The 18,619-nt window shown below is 72.9% G+C and carries 17 protein-coding genes; 10 read left to right on the top strand and 7 right to left on the bottom strand.

The window, feature by feature from the left end:
- Positions 1 to 10: 10 nt before the first annotated feature.
- Genes DT019_RS05745 through DT019_RS05730 form a run of 4 tightly spaced genes read left to right on the top strand, consistent with a single transcriptional unit; the run spans position 11 to position 3,566 of the window.
- Positions 11 to 916, top strand: a complete 906-nt coding sequence (locus tag DT019_RS05745) for an ATP-binding cassette domain-containing protein (protein ID WP_114035531.1) — start codon at positions 11 to 13, stop codon at positions 914 to 916.
- Positions 916 to 1,641: an ABC transporter permease gene (locus DT019_RS05740; RefSeq protein WP_114035530.1), complete on the top strand. Its 726-nt coding sequence runs from the start codon at positions 916 to 918 to the stop codon at positions 1,639 to 1,641. Before DT019_RS05745 ends, DT019_RS05740 begins: the two co-directional genes overlap by 1 nt.
- A 54-nt stretch (positions 1,642 to 1,695) precedes the next feature.
- Entirely contained in the window at positions 1,696 to 2,898 is a 1,203-nt protein-coding gene (locus tag DT019_RS05735; protein ID WP_114036029.1) for a sensor histidine kinase, read from the top strand.
- A gap of 35 nt (positions 2,899 to 2,933) precedes the next feature.
- Entirely contained in the window at positions 2,934 to 3,566 is a 633-nt protein-coding gene (locus tag DT019_RS05730; protein ID WP_114036028.1) for a response regulator transcription factor, read from the top strand.
- A 3-nt stretch (positions 3,567 to 3,569) separates the two neighbouring features.
- Here DT019_RS05730 and DT019_RS05725 read toward each other — a convergent pair whose 3' ends face one another.
- The 3 genes from DT019_RS05725 to DT019_RS05715 form a co-directional block, all read right to left on the bottom strand.
- Positions 3,570 to 5,000 carry an MFS transporter gene (locus DT019_RS05725; RefSeq protein WP_114036027.1) on the bottom strand — a complete coding sequence of 477 codons (1,431 nt, stop codon included), beginning with the start codon at positions 4,998 to 5,000 and terminating at the stop codon, positions 3,570 to 3,572.
- A gap of 146 nt (positions 5,001 to 5,146) precedes the next feature.
- On the bottom strand, positions 5,147 to 6,334 hold the full coding sequence (locus DT019_RS05720; protein ID WP_114035529.1) for a lipid-transfer protein: 1,188 nt from the start codon (positions 6,332 to 6,334) through the stop codon (positions 5,147 to 5,149).
- A gap of 14 nt (positions 6,335 to 6,348) precedes the next feature.
- Positions 6,349 to 8,511, bottom strand: coding sequence for an acyl-CoA dehydrogenase (locus tag DT019_RS05715; protein ID WP_114035528.1), 2,163 nt, complete (start codon positions 8,509 to 8,511; stop codon positions 6,349 to 6,351).
- Between the two features lie 223 nt (positions 8,512 to 8,734).
- On the opposite strand from DT019_RS05715, the gene DT019_RS05710 reads away from it, so the two are divergent.
- The 4 genes from DT019_RS05710 to DT019_RS05695 all read left to right on the top strand — a co-directional run bounded on the left by DT019_RS05710 (position 8,735) and on the right by DT019_RS05695 (position 12,496).
- Positions 8,735 to 9,328 carry a class I SAM-dependent methyltransferase gene (locus DT019_RS05710; protein WP_114036026.1) on the top strand — a complete coding sequence of 198 codons (594 nt, stop codon included), beginning with the start codon at positions 8,735 to 8,737 and terminating at the stop codon, positions 9,326 to 9,328.
- Positions 9,329 to 9,433: 105 nt separating this feature from the next.
- Positions 9,434 to 10,393: an N-acetylmuramoyl-L-alanine amidase gene (locus tag DT019_RS05705; RefSeq protein ID WP_223279318.1), complete on the top strand. Its 960-nt coding sequence runs from the start codon at positions 9,434 to 9,436 to the stop codon at positions 10,391 to 10,393.
- A gap of 144 nt (positions 10,394 to 10,537) precedes the next feature.
- Entirely contained in the window at positions 10,538 to 11,386 is an 849-nt protein-coding gene (locus DT019_RS05700) for a hypothetical protein (protein WP_114035527.1), read from the top strand.
- A gap of 99 nt (positions 11,387 to 11,485) precedes the next feature.
- Complete coding sequence (locus DT019_RS05695; RefSeq protein ID WP_114035526.1) at positions 11,486 to 12,496, top strand: LLM class F420-dependent oxidoreductase; 1,011 nt, start codon at positions 11,486 to 11,488, stop codon at positions 12,494 to 12,496.
- 23 nt (positions 12,497 to 12,519) lie between these two features.
- Here the strand turns inward: DT019_RS05695 and DT019_RS05690 are convergent, their stop codons facing one another.
- The 4 genes from DT019_RS05690 to DT019_RS05675 all read right to left on the bottom strand — a co-directional run bounded on the left by DT019_RS05690 (position 12,520) and on the right by DT019_RS05675 (position 16,600).
- A complete protein-coding gene (locus DT019_RS05690) occupies positions 12,520 to 13,089 on the bottom strand; it encodes a hypothetical protein (protein ID WP_114035525.1) in 570 nt (189 codons plus the stop codon).
- A gap of 215 nt (positions 13,090 to 13,304) precedes the next feature.
- Complete coding sequence (locus tag DT019_RS05685) at positions 13,305 to 14,381, bottom strand: prenyltransferase (RefSeq protein ID WP_114035524.1); 1,077 nt, start codon at positions 14,379 to 14,381, stop codon at positions 13,305 to 13,307.
- The gene (locus DT019_RS05680; RefSeq protein ID WP_114035523.1) at positions 14,378 to 15,121 is read right to left on the bottom strand and encodes a class I SAM-dependent methyltransferase; all 744 of its coding nucleotides are present in this window, start codon (positions 15,119 to 15,121) and stop codon (positions 14,378 to 14,380) included. Before DT019_RS05680 ends, DT019_RS05685 begins: the two co-directional genes overlap by 4 nt.
- A 156-nt stretch (positions 15,122 to 15,277) precedes the next feature.
- Positions 15,278 to 16,600 (bottom strand): glycosyltransferase family 4 protein, encoded by a 1,323-nt coding sequence (locus DT019_RS05675; protein ID WP_114035522.1) that lies wholly within the window; start codon positions 16,598 to 16,600, stop codon positions 15,278 to 15,280.
- A 235-nt stretch (positions 16,601 to 16,835) separates the two neighbouring features.
- Between DT019_RS05675 and DT019_RS05670 the strand changes: the two genes are divergently transcribed.
- Complete coding sequence (locus DT019_RS05670) at positions 16,836 to 17,453, top strand: TetR family transcriptional regulator (RefSeq protein WP_114035521.1); 618 nt, start codon at positions 16,836 to 16,838, stop codon at positions 17,451 to 17,453.
- 351 nt (positions 17,454 to 17,804) lie between these two features.
- Positions 17,805 to 18,413: a response regulator transcription factor gene (locus tag DT019_RS05665; protein WP_114035520.1), complete on the top strand. Its 609-nt coding sequence runs from the start codon at positions 17,805 to 17,807 to the stop codon at positions 18,411 to 18,413.
- Positions 18,414 to 18,619 lie beyond the last annotated feature (206 nt).

Here is an 18,619-nt window from a genome sequence, read left to right as displayed (position 1 = left end):
CATGACGCAGATGACGACACAGAGCGCCGCCGCGGTCCGCTTCAGCGGGGTGGTCAAGTCCTACGGGGCGCTCCGCGCGGTGGACGGGGCCGAGCTGACCATCGGGCGCGGCGAGACCGTGGCGCTGCTCGGCCGCAACGGGGCCGGCAAGTCCACCACCATCAGCCTGCTGCTCGGCCTGAACGAACCCGACGCGGGCGAGGTGCGGATCTTCGGCCGCACCCCGGAACGGGCGGTGCGCGAGGGCCTGATCGGGGCGATGCTCCAGGAGGGCAGCCCGATCCCCCGCGTGACCGTGCGCGAGCTGGTGTTCTTCATCGGCAGCATGTATCCGGAGCCGATGCCGGTCGCCGAGGCGCTGGCGCTCGCCGGGCTCACCGAGTTCGCCGACCGCCGGGTCGACAAGCTGTCCGGCGGCCAGAGCCAGCGGGTGCGGTTCGCCATGGCGCTGGTCGGCAACCCCGAACTGCTCCTGCTCGACGAGCCGACGGCCGCCCTCGACGTGGAGGCCCGCCGCGCGTTCTGGGAGTCGATGCGCACCTACGCGGACCGGGGCAACACGGTGATGTTCTCCACCCACTACCTCGAAGAGGCCGACGACAACGCCGACCGCATCGTCGTCATCGACCGGGGCCGGATCGTCGCCGACGGGCCCGGCGAGACCATCAAGCGCGCGGCGGGCGGCAGCCTGGTCTCCTTCGACCTCGCGGGCATGCCGACCGAGGGGCTCGCCCTGCTGCCGGGCGTGGCCGCGGTCGAGGTCCACGGCGACCGGGCCCGGCTGCGCAGCGACGACTCGGACGCGACCGTGGTCGCGCTCGCCGCGATGGGCGCCGTACGCCGCCTGGAAGTCGCCCCCGCAAGCCTGGAAGACGCCTTCCTCTCCCTCACCGCACGCGAAAGCGAGACCGTCTGATGTTCGAGTACATCAAGCTGGAGATGCGGCGCACGCTCCGTGACGCCTCCTTCGTGACCTTCGGCATCGGCATGCCGGTGCTGATGTACCTGCTCTTCACCAACATCGGCGGGGGCCAGAACAGCGACGCCGACTGGAAGGTCGCGTCCATGGTCGGGATGGCGGCCTACGGGGCGCTGGGCGCGGCGCTCGGCACCGGCACCGGCGTGGCCTCCGACAAGTCGATCGGCTGGCTGCGGCAGCTGCGGATCGCGCCGCTGCCGCCGACCCGGGTGGTGACCGGCCGCGCCATCAGCGGCTCGGTGACCGTGCTGCCCGGCATCCTCGCGGTGCTGCTGTCCGGCGCGCTGATCAACGGGGTGCGCCTGGACGCCTGGCAGTGGACCGCGCTCACGCTGCTCCTGTGGATCGGGGCGCTGCCCTTCACGATGCTCGGCCTCGGCAACGGCTACCGGCTGTCCGCGCAGGCCACCGGTGTGGTCAACGTGGCCTGTCTGATGGGGCTCGCGATCCTCGGCGGCCTGTGGTTCCCGGTCTCGGCCTTCCCCGGCTGGCTGCGGAAGGTCGCCGAGTACACTCCGACCCACCGCTTCGCCGACCTCGGCTGGGCCACCTCGCAGGGTCACGCCCCGGGTGCGGCGACCATCGCACTGATGGCAGCCTGGCTGGTGGTCTTCGGCGCGTACGCCGTGGTCTCCTACCGTCGGTCCGCACGGACCGCGTGAGTGCCGGACGACGAGGCCGGTGAGCTCATGAGTCACCAGTACGGGGAGAACACCATGCCATCACTGCTGCCGAAGCTGCCTCCGCGCGGCGAGAAGGCCGAAGAGTTCCCGGGCCCGCCCGCCAACGGCTACACCTTCCTGCCGTGGCTCCTGATGGGCAGCGGCGCGGCGGTCGAGGTGTCCAAGGGCAGGGTGGCCGAGCCCTGGCTCGGCGGCCTCGGCATCATCGCCTTCGCCGTCCTGTACGCGCACGTCGCCTTCCGCGCCCTGGACAAGGAGCGGCGCGGGCAGCGGACGACGCTCGTCCTGCTCGCCGGGCTCGCCGCCGTCACCTACGCCGTCGGCATCGGCTACGGCGGCGTCTGGCTCCTCTTCTTCCCGCTGCTCTCGCTGGCCTGCGGCGCGGCGGTGCGGGACCGGCGGCTCGGCGTGGTGCTCATCGTGCTCGCCGGTTCGGTGGGGGTGATCTCGGGGGTCAAGACCGGCGACCCCTGGGACAACATGACCATCGCGTACGGCACGTTCCTGTCCGGTCTGGTGATCTCGGCGCTGCTCTCGCTCTCCGAGACGGTCCGCGAACTGCGCGACACCCGGCAGGAGTTGGCCCGTACCGCGGTCGAGAAGGAGCGCCTGCGCTTCTCCCGCGATCTGCACGACCTGCTCGGCCACACCCTGTCCGTGATCGTGGTGAAGTCCGAGGCCGCCCGCCGGATCGCCCCGCGCGACCTGGACGCGGCCCTCGGCCAGGTCGCCGACATCGAGTCGGTCGGCCGCCAGGCCCTCACCGAGATCCGCGAGGCCGTCACCGGCTACCGCGAGGGCAGCCTCGCCACCGAGCTCGACCGGGCCCGCTCGGCGCTGGGCGCCGCCGAAGTCGAGCCGGTGGTACGCCAGTCGGGGCCGCCGCTGCCCGCGCAGGCCGAGGCGCTGCTCGGCTGGGTGGTGCGCGAGGCGGTCACCAACGTCGTGCGCCACAGCGCCGCGACCCGCTGCGAGATCGTCGTCGACGGCACCCCGGAGCGGGTCACCCTGACGGTCACCGACGACGGCAGGGGCGCGCCCGCCGCGCCCGCCCCCAAGCCCCGGATCGGCGGCACCGGACTCAAGGGCCTGACCGAGCGCCTCGCCGCTGCGGGCGGCTCCCTGACGGCGGGCCCCGCGCCCCGCGCGGGCTTCCAGGTGAGGGCCGAACTCCCGGTGGACCCCGAGGACACGGCCCTGGACGCCGAACTGACCACCGCCCGCGGCCACCACTGACACCCGGCCGCGCATACCCTTTCCCCGTGGACGAGATGCCCCAGGATCACCGACCCGCCAAATCCGTGCGTGTGCTGCTCGCCGAGGACCAGGGGATGATGCGCGGCGCGCTCGCCCTGCTGCTCGGCCTCGAAGAGGACATGGAGGTCGTGGCGCAGGTCTCGACGGGCGACAAGATCGTCCCCGAGGCCCTCGTCTCGCGTCCCGACGTGGCGCTCCTCGACATCGAACTGCCGGGCAGGAGCGGCCTGGACGCGGCCGCGGACCTGCGCGAGGAGGTCCCGGAGTGCCGGGTCCTGATCCTCACCACGTTCGGCCGGCCCGGCTATCTGCGCCGCGCGATGGAGGCGGGGGCCGCGGGCTTCCTCGTGAAGGACGGCCCGGTCGAGGATCTCGCGGAGGCGATCCGCCGGGTCCTGCGCGGCGAGACGGTGATCGACCCGGCGCTCGCCGCGGCCGCCCTCAGCGCGGGCCCCAGCCCGCTGACCGCCCGCGAACGCGACGTCCTGAACGCCGCGGTGGACGGGGCGACGGTCTCCGACATCGCGGGCAAGCTGCACCTGTCGGAGTCGACCGTACGCAACTACCTGTCGTCCGCCATCGGCAAGACGGGCACCCGCAACCGCATGGAGGCGGTGCGCTCGGCCCGTCAGCAGGGCTGGCTGTAGGCCTCAGGCCCGGGTGGCGGGGCCCGCCGCCCGGGGCAGCCACAGCAGGGCGAGCAGCACACTGCCGAGCAGCACGACGCCGCCGACGCGGAACGCGAGCGCGTACCCGGCGGTGAGGTTCTCGGCGCTCTGGACCACTCCGGTGCGGGAGGCCGCCACCGTCGAGAGGACGGCCAGGCCCAGCGCGCCGCCCATCGTCCGGGACGTGTTGATGAGGCCCGACACCAGACCGGCCTCGCTCGGCGCGGTCCCCGACGTGGCCAGCGCCGCCAGGGGGGTGGTGGCGAGCCCGGCGCCGGTCATCATCAGCACGCCGGGCACCAGGATCGAGAGCCAGTACGGGTCGTCCGCGCGCATCGTGGACTGCCAGCCGAACCCGGCCGCGGTCACCAGGACGCCCAGCACCGTCAGGTTCCGGGCGCCGGTCCTCGGCATGATGCGCGGCGCCAGCTTCGAGCCGAGGACGACGCTGAGCGAGCTGGGGATGAGCGCGAGACCGGCGCCCAGGGGGCTGTAGTCGAGCACGTTCTGGGCGTACAGGGTCATGAAGAACCAGGTGCAGAACATCGCGGAGCCGCACACGAACATCACCGCGTTCGCGGCGGAGACGGCCCGCAGCCGGAAGAGCCGCAGCGGCATGAGCGGCGCGGCGGTGCGGGCTTCGACCACGAGGAACGCGAGGAGGAGACCCCCTCCGCCGAGGAGCGGAACGAGCGTCCCCACGGCGCCCCAGCCGCCCTGTTCGGTCTGCACGATGCCGTACGAGAGGGTCGCGAGCCCGGCCGTGACGAGGACGGCGCCGGGCAGGTCGAGCCGGTGGCGCTGCCCGGCCCGCGACTCGGTGATCCACAGCGCGGCGCCGAGCAGGACGAGCGCGCCGACGGGCACGTTGATGAGCAGCACCCAGCGCCACGACAGGGCGTCGGTGAGCACGCCGCCGACGAGCCCGCCCGCCGCGCCGCCGCCCGCGCCGACCGCGGCCCAGGTGCCGATCGCCCGGGTGCGGGCGGCGCCCTCCGGGACCGCGGCGGTCAGGATGGTGAGGGTGGCCGGCGCGAGGACCGCCGCCCCCAGGCCCTGGGCGGCCCGGGCCACCAGCAGCTGCCAGCCCTCCTGGGCGAGCCCGCCGCCGAGGCTGGCCGCGGTGAACAGGCCGAGCCCCACGAGGAACATCCGCTTGCGCCCGTACAGGTCACCCGCCCGTCCGCCGAGCAGCATGAACCCGGCGAAGGCGATGGCGTACGCGTTGACCACCCACTGCAACCCGCCGGCGCTCATGCCGAGGCCGGTGCGCATGGAGGGGAGGGCCACGTTGACGACGGACACGTCCAGCACGACGAGGAACTGGCCCGCGCAGGCGGCCAGGACGACGGGCCAGGTGCGGGGGGTTCGGGTGGGGGTGGATATGTGGGTGTCAGCGGACGTGTGGGCCATGCGGGTCATGCTCGCACGGGGTGGGTGCCTGTTACACCCCCCTTTCCAGACCCCCTGGGGCTCCGCCCCAGACCCCGGCCGCGTACGGCCCGCAGGCGAACCGATGCCCCCGGAGGGTCTCGGGCCGGGGCGGGGTGGGGAATGGACTACCGGCGCAGCACCGTCACCACCGCCGCGCCGCCGAGGCCGATGTTGTGGGCGAGGCCCACCCGCGCGCCCGGCACCTGCCGGGCCCCGGCCTCCCCCCGCACCTGCCACACCAGCTCCGCCGCCTGCGCGAGCCCCGTCGCCCCCAGCGGATGCCCCTTCGAGATCAGGCCCCCGGAGGGGTTGACCACCCAGCGGCCCCCGTACGTCGTCGCCCCGGACTCGACCAGCTTCCCCGACTCCCCCACCCCGCACATGCCCAGCGCCTCGTACGTGAGCAGCTCGTTGATCGAGAAGCAGTCGTGCAGCTCGATCACGTCGACGTCCTCGATGGCCAGGCCCGCCCGGGCGAAGGCCGCGCGACCGGCCGAGCGCGACATCGGTGCCCCCACCGCGTCGATGCAGCTCCCCGAGGCGAACGACTCCTCGGTGTCGGTGGCCATCGCCTGGCCCGCGATCTCGACGGCCCGGTCTCCCAGGCCCTTGCGGTCCACGAACCGCTCCGAGACGACCACCGCCGCCGCCGACCCGTCCGACGTGGGCGAGCACTGGAGCTTCGTCAGCGGCCGGTGGATGGTTTTGGCGCCCAGCACCTCCTCCACCGTGTAAGCGTCCTGGAACTGGGCGTTGGGGTTGTCGACCGAGTGCCGGTGGTTCTTGGCGCCGACCGCTGCGAGCTGCGCCGCGGTGGTTCCGTACCGCTCCATGTGTTCCCGCGCCGCGTTGCCGAAGATCTGCGCGGTGGGCGGCGTCATCTCGAAGCCGTGGCGGGCGGCCATGATGCCGTAGTGCCGGGCCACGGGCGAGGTCGCGAAGTCCCCGCCGTCCGAGCCCCCGCCCAGCGCGCCCCGCTTCATCTTCTCGAAGCCGAGCGCGAGGACGCAGTCGCTCACCCCGCCCTCCACGAACTGCCGGGCCAGCATCAGCGCGCTCGCCCCGGTCGCGCAGTTGTTGTTGACGTTGTAGACCGGTATGCCGGTCAACCCCAGTTCGTAGACGGCGCGTTGGCCTGCCGTCGAGGGCTGGAAGCAGTAGCCGACGGGGACCTGCTCGACCTCGTCGTACGCGATGCCCGCGTCGGCCAGGGCCGCGCTCCCGGCCTCCTTGGCCATGTCCCAGTACTGCCAGTCCCGGGATTCCGGCTTCTCGAACCTGGTCATGCCGACACCGACGATGTAACTCTTCACGGCGGGGAAACCCTTCAGTCTCGGGGCAGGCCGAGGATGCGCTCGGCGACGACGTTGAGCTGGACCTGGGTGGTGCCGCCCGCGATGGTCAGGCAGCGGGACATGAGGAAGCCGTGCACGGCCCGCTCCCCGGGCCCTTCGGCGACGGCGCCCTCGGGGCCGAGGAGTTCGAGGGCCAGCTCGGCGACCTTCTGCTGGTGCGGGGTCTGGACGAGCTTGCGGACACTGGCCCCGGCGCCGGGTTCCAGGCCCGAGACCTGCCGCAGGGTGGTGCGCAGCCCGATGCAGGCGAGCGCGTGCGCCTCGGCGGCCAGCGCGCCGATCCGCGCCCGGTACGCCCCGTCGAGCCGACCGGCGCGGGCGATCAGTGCTTCGAGCCCGGTGTCGAAGGCCACCTGGTCGGCCATGTGGACGCGTTCGTTGCCCAGGGTGTTGCGGGCGACCCGCCAGCCGTCGTTCACCTCACCGACGACGGAGTCGGCGGGCAGCAGCGCCCCGTCGAGATACACCTCGTTGAAGAGCGAGTCCCCGGTGATCTCCTTCAGCGGGCGGATGTCGATGCCCTCGGTCCGCGCCATGTCGACCAGGAAGTAGGTGAGTCCCCTGTGCTTGGGGGCCGCCGGGTCGGTGCGGGCGAGCAGGATGCCGTAGTCGGCCCACTGCGCGGCGCTCGTCCACACCTTCTGCCCGGTGACCCGCCAGCGGCCGTCCCCGGTCCGCTCCGCCCTGGTGCGCAGCGAGGCCAGGTCGGAGCCGGCGCCGGGCTCGGAGAAGAGCTGGCACCACAGGAGTTCGCCGCGCAGGGTCGGGCCGAGGAAGCGGTCCTGCTGGGAGCCGGTGCCGTGGGCGAGGAGCGAGGGCACCACCCAGGTGGCGATGCCGAGGTCGCTCACCTTGACCCCGGCGCGTCTCAACTCCTCCTGCACGACCAGCTGTTGGACGGGCCCGGCACCCAGGCCGTAGGGGGCGGGCAGGTGCGGGGCCGCGTATCCGGTGGGCGCGAGGGCACGGCGCACCGCGCCCGGGTCCAGGCCCCGCACGCCCTCGATCACGGCGCGGGCGGGTTCGCGGAAGTTCTCGGCCTCGGGCGGCAGCTCCATGCGCAGCTCCCGGCGGGCGCCCTGCCCGGCCAGCCGCACGGCCCGCAGCCGGTGGGTGTCCGGGGCACCGAGCAGCTGGCGGGCGACCAGGGCGCGGCGCAGATACAGATGGGCGTCGTGCTCCCAGGTGAAGCCGATGCCGCCGAGGATCTGGATGCAGTCCTTGGCGCAGGACCAGGCCGCGTCGAGGGCCGTGGCCGCGGCGAGCGAGGCAGCCAGGCCCCGCACCCCGGCGGGCTCGTCCATGGCGCGGGCCGCGTCCCACACCAGGGCGCGGGCCTGTTCCAGGCGCAGGAGCATGTCGGCGCAGAGGTGCTTGACCGCCTGGAACTGTCCGATGGGCCGGCCGAACTGCTCCCTGACCCTGGCGTGCCCGGCCGCGATCTCCAGGGCCCGGTCCGCCGTGCCGCACGACTCGGCGGCCAGGAGCAGGCAGGCGAGGTCGTAGACGAGGGCGCTGTCCACGTCCAGGACCCGGTCCGCGTCGACCACCACACCCTCGGCCCGCACCTCGGCGGTGGGCCGGGTCGGGTCGGCGCTGTCGTGGGGACGGATTCGCAGCGCCTCGGCGTCCACCGCGCACCACAGCGTCCGGTGGTGCACCTTCGCCGCGAGGACCACCAAGTCGGCCTGCCCCGCGGCCAGTACGGGAGGCGCCGTTCCGTCGAGGAGCAGGCCGCCCTCGCGGCCGACGGCGGTGAGCGTCCCCGCGCCGAACGCCACGGCCGCGGTCCTGCGTCCCGCGGCGAGGTCGGCGACCAGGGCGTCGTGCCGTCCCGCGCGGCGCAGCAGCTCGGCGGCGAGCACACCGGAGAGGTAGGGGCCGGGCAGCAGTCCGCGCCCGGCCTCCTCCAGGACGACGGCGAGCTCGGGCAGCCCGCCCCCGCCGAACTCCTCGCCGAGGTGGATGCCGAGCAGGCCCTGTTCGGCGAGCCCGTCCCAGAACGGCGGCCGGGACCGGGCGGCCTCGGGCGCGTCCAGGAGTTTGCGCACCTCCTCGACGGGCGCGGCCCGCGCCAGCCAGCCGCGCACCGCCTCGGCGAGCTCCCGGTGTTCTTGCGTGATCGCGATGCCCATGGACGCCCTCACCCGTCGCCGGTCCCGGAACGGCGCAAGAGTAGAACACGTTTCAATCTGACGGAAGGTCAGATGGACGTGACCTTCCGGCCCCGCCCGCCCGAAGGTGCGCGGCGGGCGTACGGCAGCATGGACCGCCCACATACGTACGACACAGAGGAGCCGGGCCGTGGCCACTCCCCAGCCTCAGATCCTGGCCGCCTTCGAGGCGGCCAAGGGCTTCATGCCGGTACGGGAAGGCCTGGCGCTGTACGAGGCGGCGGCCTGTGCGGGGGCGCTCGGGCTTCCGCTCCTGGAGGTCGGCACCTACTGCGGGCGCTCCACGATCCTGCTCGCCGCGGCGGCCCGGGAGAGCGGCACCGTCGCGGTCACCGTCGACCACCACCGCGGCAGCGAGGAGCAGCAGGCGGGCTGGGAGTACCACGACCCGACCGTGGTCGACCCGGAGGTGGGCCGGATGGACACGCTGCCCACCTTCCGGCGCACCCTGCACGCGGCCGGTCTTGAGGACCACGTCATCGCGGTGGTGGGGCACTCCCCGCAGGTGGCGCGGGTGTGGGGCGGACAGCTCGGCTTCGTCTTCATCGACGGCGGCCACACCGACGAGCACGCGAACGCCGACTACGAGGGCTGGGCGCCCAAGCTCGCCGAGGGCGCCACCCTGGCCATCCACGACGTCTTCCCCGACCCGGTCGACGAGTTCACCGGCCAGGCGCCGTACCGCGTCTATCTGCGGGCGCTGGCGTCGGGCGCGTTCACCGAGGTCTCGGCGACCGACTCGCTGCGCGTGCTGCGCCGGACCGCCGCCGCGCTGTGACGCCGGGCGCGAGTGGGCCGGGCCCGGCCCACTCGCGCCCGCGACGGGGGTACCGGGTCGCCGCGTCCCCGGCGGGATCACCCGGCCAGGCCCTAGCATCGCAGCGTGTCGTACGACAGCGAGTCATCGAACCCGGACAGCCGGTCGCGCCGTGTGCGCGGCCGGGCCCTCGTCGCTCTCGCCGCCCTCGCGCCGACCGCCCTCGCGGGCTGGCTCGTCTGGCAGGCGATGAGCGGACCCGGCGGCCAGGACGACAAGCCGCCGAAGGTGCTCCCCCTGCCGAGCCGCACCGTGCAGTCGACCCGCCCCGGCGCGGGCACGGCGACGGTCACCGTGACGGCCACCCCCTCCCCGGCCGCGCCCGCGTCGCCGAAGAGCGGGACGGCCGCCGGGCCGCTCTCCGGAAAGACCGTCGTCATCGACCCAGGTCACAATCCGAATAATTTCCAGCACACAAAAGAGATCAACGAGCCCGTCGACATCGGCACGAACAAGAAGGAATGCGACACCACCGGCACCGAGACCAACGACGGTTATACGGAAGCCGAGTTCACGCTCGATGTGTCGCACCGGATCAGGGCGATCCTGGAAAAGCAGGGCGCGAAGGTCGTGTTCACCCAGAACGGCGACCGGACCTTCGGACCGTGCGTGGACGAACGGGCCCGGATCGGCAATCAGGCGCACGCCGACGCCGTCGTGTCGGTGCACGCGGACGGCGCGAACCAGGGCCAGCGCGGCTTCCACGTGATCCTGCCCGCGACGGTGAAGGGCGGCGCCGCCGACACCGCGCCGATCGTGGGGCCTTCGCGTGAACTCGGTGTGCGGATCGCGGGGAAGTTCGTCCTGGACACGGGGATGAACGCCTCCAACTACGTGGGCGACGGCACCGCCCTGGACGTCCGCAGCGACCTCGGCGGGCTCAACCTGTCGACCGTTCCGAAGGTGTTCATCGAGTGCGGCAACATGCGGGATTCCCGGGATTCGGCGCTCCTGAAGAGTGCGGAGTGGCACCAGAAGGCGGCTCAGGGGATCGCCGACGGCATTATGGCGTTCCTGGGCGGGTAGGCTCCCGACCCGCCGTACGGCCCACAGATCCAGACGATAGATTCTTCCGCACAGGGGGAACCACCTAGAGCTTCACGCCGTGTGCACGTACACCGGCGGCAGCGATGACCGCCCCGACGAGACGACATAAAAGAGGACTTTTACGTGAACATCCGCTCCCTCACACGAGGCGACGGCGTGGTGATCGGTGCAGCGGTGGTGCTGTTCATCGCCTCGTTCCTGAATCTCACGTCCGCGCCGAGCTGCTCCGGTCAGTTTTGCCCGAGCGTCGCAGCGCCGAACGCCTGGGACTCGCTCTCGCTCCTGATGAGCATGTTCCTGGCCGGGATCATCGGCGCGGTGCTCGTGGTCGTCGGCCGTTCGCTGCCGCAGCCCAAGAAGGTCGCGGGCCTGGACCTCACGCAGTTCGGTGTGGCGTTCACGATCTTCGCCGCCTGGACCGCGTTCTGGACGATCATCGACGCGCACGGCTCCGGCGCCGGCATGATCCTCGGCCTGATCGCCACGCTGGTGCTCGCCGCGGCCGCCGTGGCCTCGCCGCTGGTCGCCGCCCTCAAGGCGCCGCTGATGGGCGCCCCGAGCCCGGCCGCCCCGCAGCCCTACGGCTACCCGGGCGCGGCCCAGCCCGCCGGTGGCTACGGCTACCCCGGCGCGGCCCAGCCCTACGGCAGCCAGCCGGGCGACCCGAGCTTCGGCGGGCAGCCGCAGGCCCAGGCCCAGCCGTTCGGCGCGCAGGCTCCGGCCGCCGACCTGAACAAGGACAGCCAGGCCCCGGCGTCGGCCGCCCCGGCCGGCGACTTCGCCCCGTTCTGGTTCGCGGTCCCCGTCGCCCGCCCGCTGTACGCGGAGGACGGCTCGCCCACCCCGATCGCCGAACTCGCCCCCGGCACCTGGTACCTGGCCGTCGACCAGCGCGGCCCCGCCCTGGTCGCCCAGACGCAGGACGGCCGCCGCGGCGTCCTCCAGGACACCACGGGCATCCAGCGCGGCTGATCCCTCCGGCACCTCGACGGCCCCCCGCCCCCTTCCGGGCGGGGGGCCGTTGCCCTACAGTCCCCTGACGGTTCGTCAGATCACTGGGAGGGACGCCACATGCGCCTGGGACTCGCACTCGGCTACTGGGGACGCGGACCGAATCCCGCCCACCTCGAACTGGCCCGCGCCGCCGAGGAGTTCGGCTACCACTCGGTGTGGACGGCGGAAGCCTGGGGCTCCGACGCGTTCACGCCGCTGGCCTGGATCGCCGCGCACACCTCCCGCATCCGGCTCGGCACCGCGGTCGCGCAGATGGCCGCGCGCACCCCCACCGCCACCGCCATGCACGCCCTCACCCTGGACCACCTCTCGGGCGGCCGGATGATGCTGGGCCTCGGGCTCTCGGGGCCGCAGGTCGTCGAGGGCTGGTACGGCCGCCCCTTCCCGTCCCGCCCGCTCACCGCGACCCGCGAGTACGTCGAGGTCATCCGCCAGGTGCTGCGCCGCGAGGCCCCGGTCGAACTCGACGGCCGCTTCCACGCGCACCCCTACAACGGCGCGGACGGTACGGGCCTCGGAAAACCCCTCCGGGCCATCACTCACCCCCTGCGTCCGGACCTCCCCGTACTGCTGGGCGCCGAGGGTCCCAAGAACATCGCGCAGACGACCCGCATCGCGGACGGCTGGCTCCCGCTGTACTGGTCGCCGACCCGCACGGACGCGTACGCCGCCGCGCTGACCGGGCTGCGGGACGACTTCCTGGTCGCCCCCATGGTGCGGGCCCACGTGTGCGACGACATCGCCGAGGGCCTGCTCCCGGTGAAGGCGATGCTGGGTTTCTACATCGGCGGCATGGGCCACGCGGCCCGCAACTTCCACGCCGACCTGATGGCCCGGATGGGGTACGCGGACGAGGCCCGGCACATCCAGAGCCTGTTCCTGGCGGGCCGCCGGGACGAGGCGGTGCGCGCCGTGCCGGACGCCTTCGCCGACGAGATCTCCCTGGTGGGGCCCCGCCAACGCATCGCGGAACGGCTGGAGTTGTGGCGCAAGGGCCCGGTGACGGACCTGCTGGTCACATCACCGGACCTCGCGACTCTGCGGACCCTGGCCGACCTCAACGCCTAGGACCGGCCGCCGAGGTGCGGGGCTCAGCCTCCGGAGAGCTGCCCGGCGGAGGGCACCTGGTCCTTGACCGGCGCTCCGGCGCTCTGGCCCGCGTCCTTCACTCCGCCGATCACGTTCTCGAACTTGCCGACGTCGGCGTCGCTCGCGTCGCCCTTGCGCAGCTTGGTGGGCAGGTCCTTGAGGGAGTCGATGCCCGAGGACAGCGGGGCGAGGGCCTTGGAGAGCAGCGGGTCGCCCTTGGCGTTCTCGGTGGCGGCCTTCAGGCGGTTGTACGTGAACGCGCCCGCGAGGCCCGCCTTGACGAGGGCGAAGGTGCGGCCCTTGGCGCCCTTCTTGAACTTGCCCGCCTTGAACGGTTTCACGATCCACTGGTAGGCGGCGCCGGCCGCGAGTCCCGCGTTGGCGACGAAGCGCGTCTTGGCCAGCTTCTGCCGCTCGGCCGACGCGGTCGGCGAGGGGGTGCTCTCGGCCACGGTCAGCGCGGCGGCCTGAGTGGACTTGGTCTCTCCTCCGCAGGCGGTCGTCGACACCAGGACGGCGCAGGAAAGGACGACCGCCACGACTATGCGGCGGATGGGGAACGTACTGGGCACGATGACCTCCGGGGGATGTTTCGGCCTCCCCGGCAGCCTCACCCGGGCCGCGGCACTGCGCCACCCGGGCGACTCCGTACGGGGCGCTTCCGCGAGGGCGGGGGGCCTCGCCCTCGGGCCGGTGGGGCGGGGGGCTTCACCCGCGGGCCGGTGGGGGCCGGTCGCGCAGTTCCCCGCGCCCCTGCCGGCGTGCGGTGACCGCATCCGAGGTCTGGCTAGTCGCAGCAGGACGGGGGCAGGCCCCGGGGGAGGTGGGTGCCGCCGAAGACCGCGGTGGTGGCCTCGTCGCCGCCGAGGGCCGCCACCGCGAGGAGCAGCGAGCCCGCCGTCCACGTCGTGAGCTCCTCCGGCCACACCGCGCGGTTGCCCTCGAAGACGTAACCCGTCCAGTACATGCCCGTCGCCTCGTCGCGCAGGTGCCGGATGGACTGGAGTATGTCGAGGGCCCGGTCGGACTCCCCCATCGCCCAGAGCGCGAGGGCCAGTTCGCAGCTCTCGCCGCCGGTGACCCAGGGGTTGGGCAGCACGCAGCGCACTCCGAGGCCGGGCACCACGAAGTCGTCCCACATCGACTCGATGCGGGCCTTGGCGGCCGCGCCGGTGAGGGCGCCGCCGAGTACCGGGTAGTACCAGTCCATCGAGTAGCGGGACTTGTCGAGGAAGCGCTCGGGGTGGTGCTGGATGGCGTGGGCGAGCGCGCCGGTCGCCAACTCCCAGTCGGGCTGCGGCTCTTCGCGCTGTTCGGCGATGGCGAGCGCGCAGCGCAGCGCGTGGTGCACGGAGGAGCTGCCGGTGAGCAGCGCGTCGGCGACGGCGGCGCCGTCCTCCTCGCGCTTCCAGCCGATCTGCCCGCCGCTCTGCTGGAGGGCGAGGACCCATTCGACGGCCGCGTGGACCGTGGGCCACATGCGGTCGAGGAAGGTGTCGTCGCCGGTGGCCAGATAGTGGTGCCAGACGCCGACCGCGACATAGGCCACGAAGTTGGACTCGCGGCCGCGGTCGGTGACCTTGTCGTGCTCGCCGTCGTGGTAGGCGGCGTACCAGGAGCCGTCCTCGTTCTGGTGCCGGGCGAGCCAGTCGTAGGCGCGCTCGGCGGCGGCGTGTTCGCCCGCCGCGTCCAGCGCCATCGCGGCCTCGGTGTGGTCCCAGGGGTCGAGGTGGTGGCCGCGGAACCAGGGGATGGCTCCGTCGGCGCGCTGCGCGGTGAGCAGGGCGGTGACCGTCCGCCCGGCCTGCCCGGCGGTGAGCACCCCGGGCAGCACGAGGTGTTCGGTGCGCTCCGGCGACGTCACTTGGCGGCGCTCACGGGCAGGTGGGGCTTGGTCGCGTACGCCACGAAGCTCTTGCCGACGACCGGGTTGAGCGCCCGCTCGGCGAGCCGGGTGAGCGTGCTGATGCCGGGCGTCTTCATGATGTCCCAGACCAGCAGCTGGTGGTACGCCTTGACCGGCAGCGCCTTGTCGTTGTCGACCCCGAAGGCGCACTTGAGCCACCAGTACGGCGAGTGCAGCGCGTGCGCGTGGTGGGTGCCGTACGGCTTGAGGCCGGCCTGCTTCATCTTGCCGATGAGCTCGTCCGCCTTGTAGATGCGGATGTGGCCGCCCTCGACCTCGTGGTACTCGTCGGACAGCGCCCAGCACACCTTCTCCGGGCCGTACCGCGGCACGGTGACCGCGATGCGGCCGCCGGGCCTCAGGACCCGGACCATCTCGGCGAGCACGCCCTTGTCGTCGGGGATGTGCTCCATGACCTCGGAGATGATCACGACGTCGAAGGACTCGTCGGGGAACGGCAGGTTGAGCGCGTCGCCCTCCATGGCGGTGGCGGTGGCGCCCTCGGGGGCCTCCCCGGCCTCCTTCATCGCGGCGAACCACTTGGCGACCTCGCGGATCTCCTCGCCGTTCTGGTCGAGGGCCACGACCTGGGCGCCGCGCCGGTAGCACTCGAAGGCGTGCCGGCCCGCGCCGCAGCCCAGGTCGAGCACGCGGTCGCCCGGGGCGAGCGGGAAGCGGGAGAAGTCGACGGTCAGCACGGATGCCTGCTTTCGCGGACGGGGGGATGGGGTCGGCCGGGGTGTCGGGGGTGCCGTGTCACCAGGCACCCCCTTGGGCCGCGGTGCGGCCGGGCGTCTGGGGCGCGGGGCGGCCCGGGGGGACGGACGCGGGGCGCCCGCGGTTCGTGCTCCGGGTCACCTGGCTGCCTTCCGGGCCGTGCGGCCCTGGGCGGCGATCGCCTCGCGGTAGAGCTCGGCGGTGCCCTGGGCGGCGCGGGCCCAGGTGAAGCGTTCCAGGACGCGTTCGCGGCCGGCCGTGCCGAGGCGGGCCCGCAGCGCCGGGTCGCCGAGCAGCCGGGCGAGTCCGGCCGCCAGGGCTCCGGCGTCCCCGGGCGGCACCGCCAGGCAGGTCTCGCCGTCGGTGCCGGCGACCTCCGGGATCGCGCCGCCGGTCGTGGCGAGCAGCGGGGTTGCGGTGGCCATGGCCTCGGCGGCGGGCAGCGAGAAGCCCTCGTACAGCGAGGGGACACAGCTGACCTGCGCGGACCGTACGAGGTCGACGAGCTCGGCGTCGGTGATGCCCTTGACGAACTGGACGGCGTCGCCGAGTGCGTACTTCTCGATGGCCTGGGCGACCGGGCCGTCCTCAGCACGCTTTCCGACCACGACGAGGTGGGCGGCCGGGTGCTCGGTGCGCAGCTTGGCGAGCGCCTCGACGAGGAAGACCAGGCCCTTGAGCGGCACGTCGGCGCTGGAGGTGGTCACGATCCGGCCGGGCACTTCGGCGACGGCGGGGTCGGGCGACCACAGGTTCGTGTCGGCGCCGATGTGCACCACCTGGATGCGGTCCTCGGGCACCCCGAGGTGGTCGACGATCTCGCCCTTGGAGGTGCCCGAGACGGTCAGCACGGAGGGCAGCCGGCGGGCGACCCGCTTCTGCATGCGGGTGAAGCCGTACCAGCGGCGCACCGAGGCACGGCGCTTCCAGTCGGGGGCCGCGTCCAGTTCGAGCCGCCGGTCCACGGTGATGGGGTGGTGGATCGTGGTGACCAGGGGCGCGCCCACGTCGGCGAGCAGCCCGTACCCGAGGGTCTGATTGTCGTGCACCACGTCGAACTCGCCCCGCCGGGCGGCCAGATGGCGCCGGGCGCGCAGCGAGAAGGTGAGCGGCTCGGGGAAGCCGCCGGTGCGCATGGTGGCGACCTCCAGGCGGTCGATCCAGTCCCGGTACTCGTCCTTGGCGGGCGTACGGAACGGGTCGGGCGAGCGGTAGAGGTCCATGCTGGCGAGCTCGGTGAGGGGCACGCCCTCGTCGAGCACGGGGTAGGGCTGGGCGCCGATGACCTCGACGCTGTGGCCGAGCCGGGCGAGTTCGCGCGAGAGGTGGCGCACGTAGACACCCTGGCCGCCGCAGAACGGGTTGCCCTTGTAGGTGAGGAGCGCGATCCGCAGCGGGCGGTCGCCCTCACGGCCCGCTTCCCCGGTGCGGGGGCTTGCCTCTATGGCCTCAGCGGTCACTAGCGGCCCCCTTCATCACTGCGTTTCGCCGGAGCGTAACCGCTCGCGCTAATCTAGAACAAGTTCCAGACTTGATCCTTCTTGAGCGTTCTTTGATCACTCAAGGAGCTTCGAATCTACCGGCAGGTAGCGCGACTGTAAGAGCCGGATCAGGTGATTCGCGCCACGACGGGGCCCCTGCCATGCTGGGCCGCCGAACACCGTGGCAGAGAACCGGACAAACGGAACGGGACACATGACAGCGGAAGTCAAGGCAACCACCGCGGCCGCCCCGCCCCTGACGGAGCGCCAGGAGGCCCGGCGCCGCCGGATCCTGCACGCGAGCGCCCAGCTGGCCAGCCGGGGCGGCTTCGACGCGGTCCAGATGCGCGAGGTGGCCGAGGCCGCGGGGGTCGCGCTCGGCACCCTGTACCGCTACTTCCCGTCCAAGATCCACCTCCTGGTCGCCACCATGCAGGACCAGCTCCAGCACCTGCACGGCACCCTGCGCAAGCATCCGCCGTCCGGCGAGGCGTCGGCGGACCGGGTGGCCGAAACCCTCATGCGCGCCTTCCGCGCGCTCCAGCGCGAGCCGCACCTGGCGGACGCGATGGTGCGGGCCCTCACGTTCGCGGACCGCTCGGTGAGCCCCGAGGTGGACACCGTCTCGCGGCAGACCACGGCGATCATCCTGGACGCGATGGGCCTGGACCACCCGACCCCGGAGCAGCTCTCCGCGGTCCGGGTCATCGAGCACACCTGGCACTCGGCCCTGATCACCTGGCTGTCCGGCCGCGCGTCCATCGCCCAGGTCAAGATCGACATCGAGACGGTGTGCAGACTGATCGACCTGACCGCGCCACCCGAGGCGTAGCGGCCCGGACGGCTCCCTCGGGGCCAGTACCGCCAGGGCGCGGGAAACCGCGCGATCAACCCCCACCGGCCCGCGGGCGAATCCGGGCACATCCCAAGGGAAAATGCGCTCCCCCACGGCTCCCGCGGGAAGCGGCTCAACTCCCAGGTGGGCAGGGGGTTCCGGGGGCTGAAACACCCCCCGTTTCGTGCGCCCCGGCGGCGCGTGTCGCGCCCCGCGTGCGCTGGTGCGCGCCCCCAGTGCCCCCCACCGATCCGTTCGGCCGGACCGTGACGGGGGTAACCGCCGCCCAGAATCGTTGCGTGCCCAACGAAGGCACCGGTAGCGGTGACCCTGGGAGGAGCTGGAAACGTGATCCGGGTACTTCTCGTGCACGACGCGTGTCTGTTGCGGTCGGCCTTGGCCGACCGCCTCTCACGCGAATCGGACTTGGAGGTCCACCACGCCCCTTGGCGCGGCGCGGCGGCATTGGCGCGATTATTGAGCCCGGACGTCTGCGCGGCCGACCTGGACTGCTCCGAGTCCTATGGCATCGCCCCGCTCGGCGAACTCACCGGCTGCCGTCCCGGCACCGGGAAGTGCCGACTGCTGGTGCTGGCCGACACACACCGTCCGGGACCGTTGAAACGGGCCGCCGACGCCAACGCGCGCGGCTATGTGGACAAGGGGGGCACACCCGAGCGCCTGATCCTCGCCATCAGACAGGTGGCCGAGGGGAAACGGTTCGTCGACGACTCGCTCGGCTTCAGTTTCCTCAGGGCCGCCGAAATGCCGCTCACCCAACGGGAGTTGAGCGTGCTCTCACTCGCCGCGAAGGGGGCCTCGGTCTCCGACATCGCGCTCCGGCTGCACCTTTCCAACGGCACCGTGCGCAACTACATGGCCGCCATCACCCGCAAGACCGGGGCACGCAACCGGGTCGACGCGATACGGATCTCCCAGGGGGAGGGGTGGGTGTGAGGGGCCGGTTCCGGTGAGGTCGCGGTAGAACGCGGAGCGGGCCAGGAGCTCCTCGTGGGTGCCGAGTTCCGCGCGGGCCCCGTCCATCAGCAGTACGCGGTCCGCGCGCCGGGCCGAACCGGTGCGGTGGGCGACGACCACGAGGGTGCGTCCGGTGAACGCCCGCTCCGCGCGCGCCTCGGCCGCCGGGTCGAGATGACAGGTGG

This window comes from Streptomyces sp. SDr-06 (genome assembly GCF_003324565.1).
In the GTDB taxonomy this organism is placed as follows: domain Bacteria; phylum Actinomycetota; class Actinomycetes; order Streptomycetales; family Streptomycetaceae; genus Streptomyces.
This window is presented reverse-complemented; position numbering and strand designations above follow the sequence as displayed.

What these genes read in the sequence shown, in the direction of transcription:
- DT019_RS05740 (WP_114035530.1), top strand. Translation starts at nt 916, where the DNA reads ATGTTCGAGTACATCAAGCTGGAGATGCGGCGCACGCTCCGTGACGCC.
- DT019_RS05710 (WP_114036026.1), top strand. Translation starts at nt 8,735, where the DNA reads ATGCCGGTACGGGAAGGCCTGGCGCTGTACGAGGCGGCGGCCTGTGCG.
- DT019_RS05715 (WP_114035528.1), bottom strand. Translation starts at nt 8,511, where the DNA reads ATGGGCATCGCGATCACGCAAGAACACCGGGAGCTCGCCGAGGCGGTG.
- DT019_RS05730 (WP_114036028.1), top strand. Translation starts at nt 2,934, where the DNA reads ATGCCCCAGGATCACCGACCCGCCAAATCCGTGCGTGTGCTGCTCGCC.
- DT019_RS05725 (WP_114036027.1), bottom strand. Translation starts at nt 5,000, where the DNA reads ATGGCCCACACGTCCGCTGACACCCACATATCCACCCCCACCCGAACC.
- DT019_RS05735 (WP_114036029.1), top strand. Translation starts at nt 1,696, where the DNA reads ATGCCATCACTGCTGCCGAAGCTGCCTCCGCGCGGCGAGAAGGCCGAA.
- DT019_RS05695 (WP_114035526.1), top strand. Translation starts at nt 11,486, where the DNA reads ATGCGCCTGGGACTCGCACTCGGCTACTGGGGACGCGGACCGAATCCC.
- DT019_RS05745 (WP_114035531.1), top strand. Translation starts at nt 11, where the DNA reads ATGACGACACAGAGCGCCGCCGCGGTCCGCTTCAGCGGGGTGGTCAAG.
- DT019_RS05670 (WP_114035521.1), top strand. Translation starts at nt 16,836, where the DNA reads ATGACAGCGGAAGTCAAGGCAACCACCGCGGCCGCCCCGCCCCTGACG.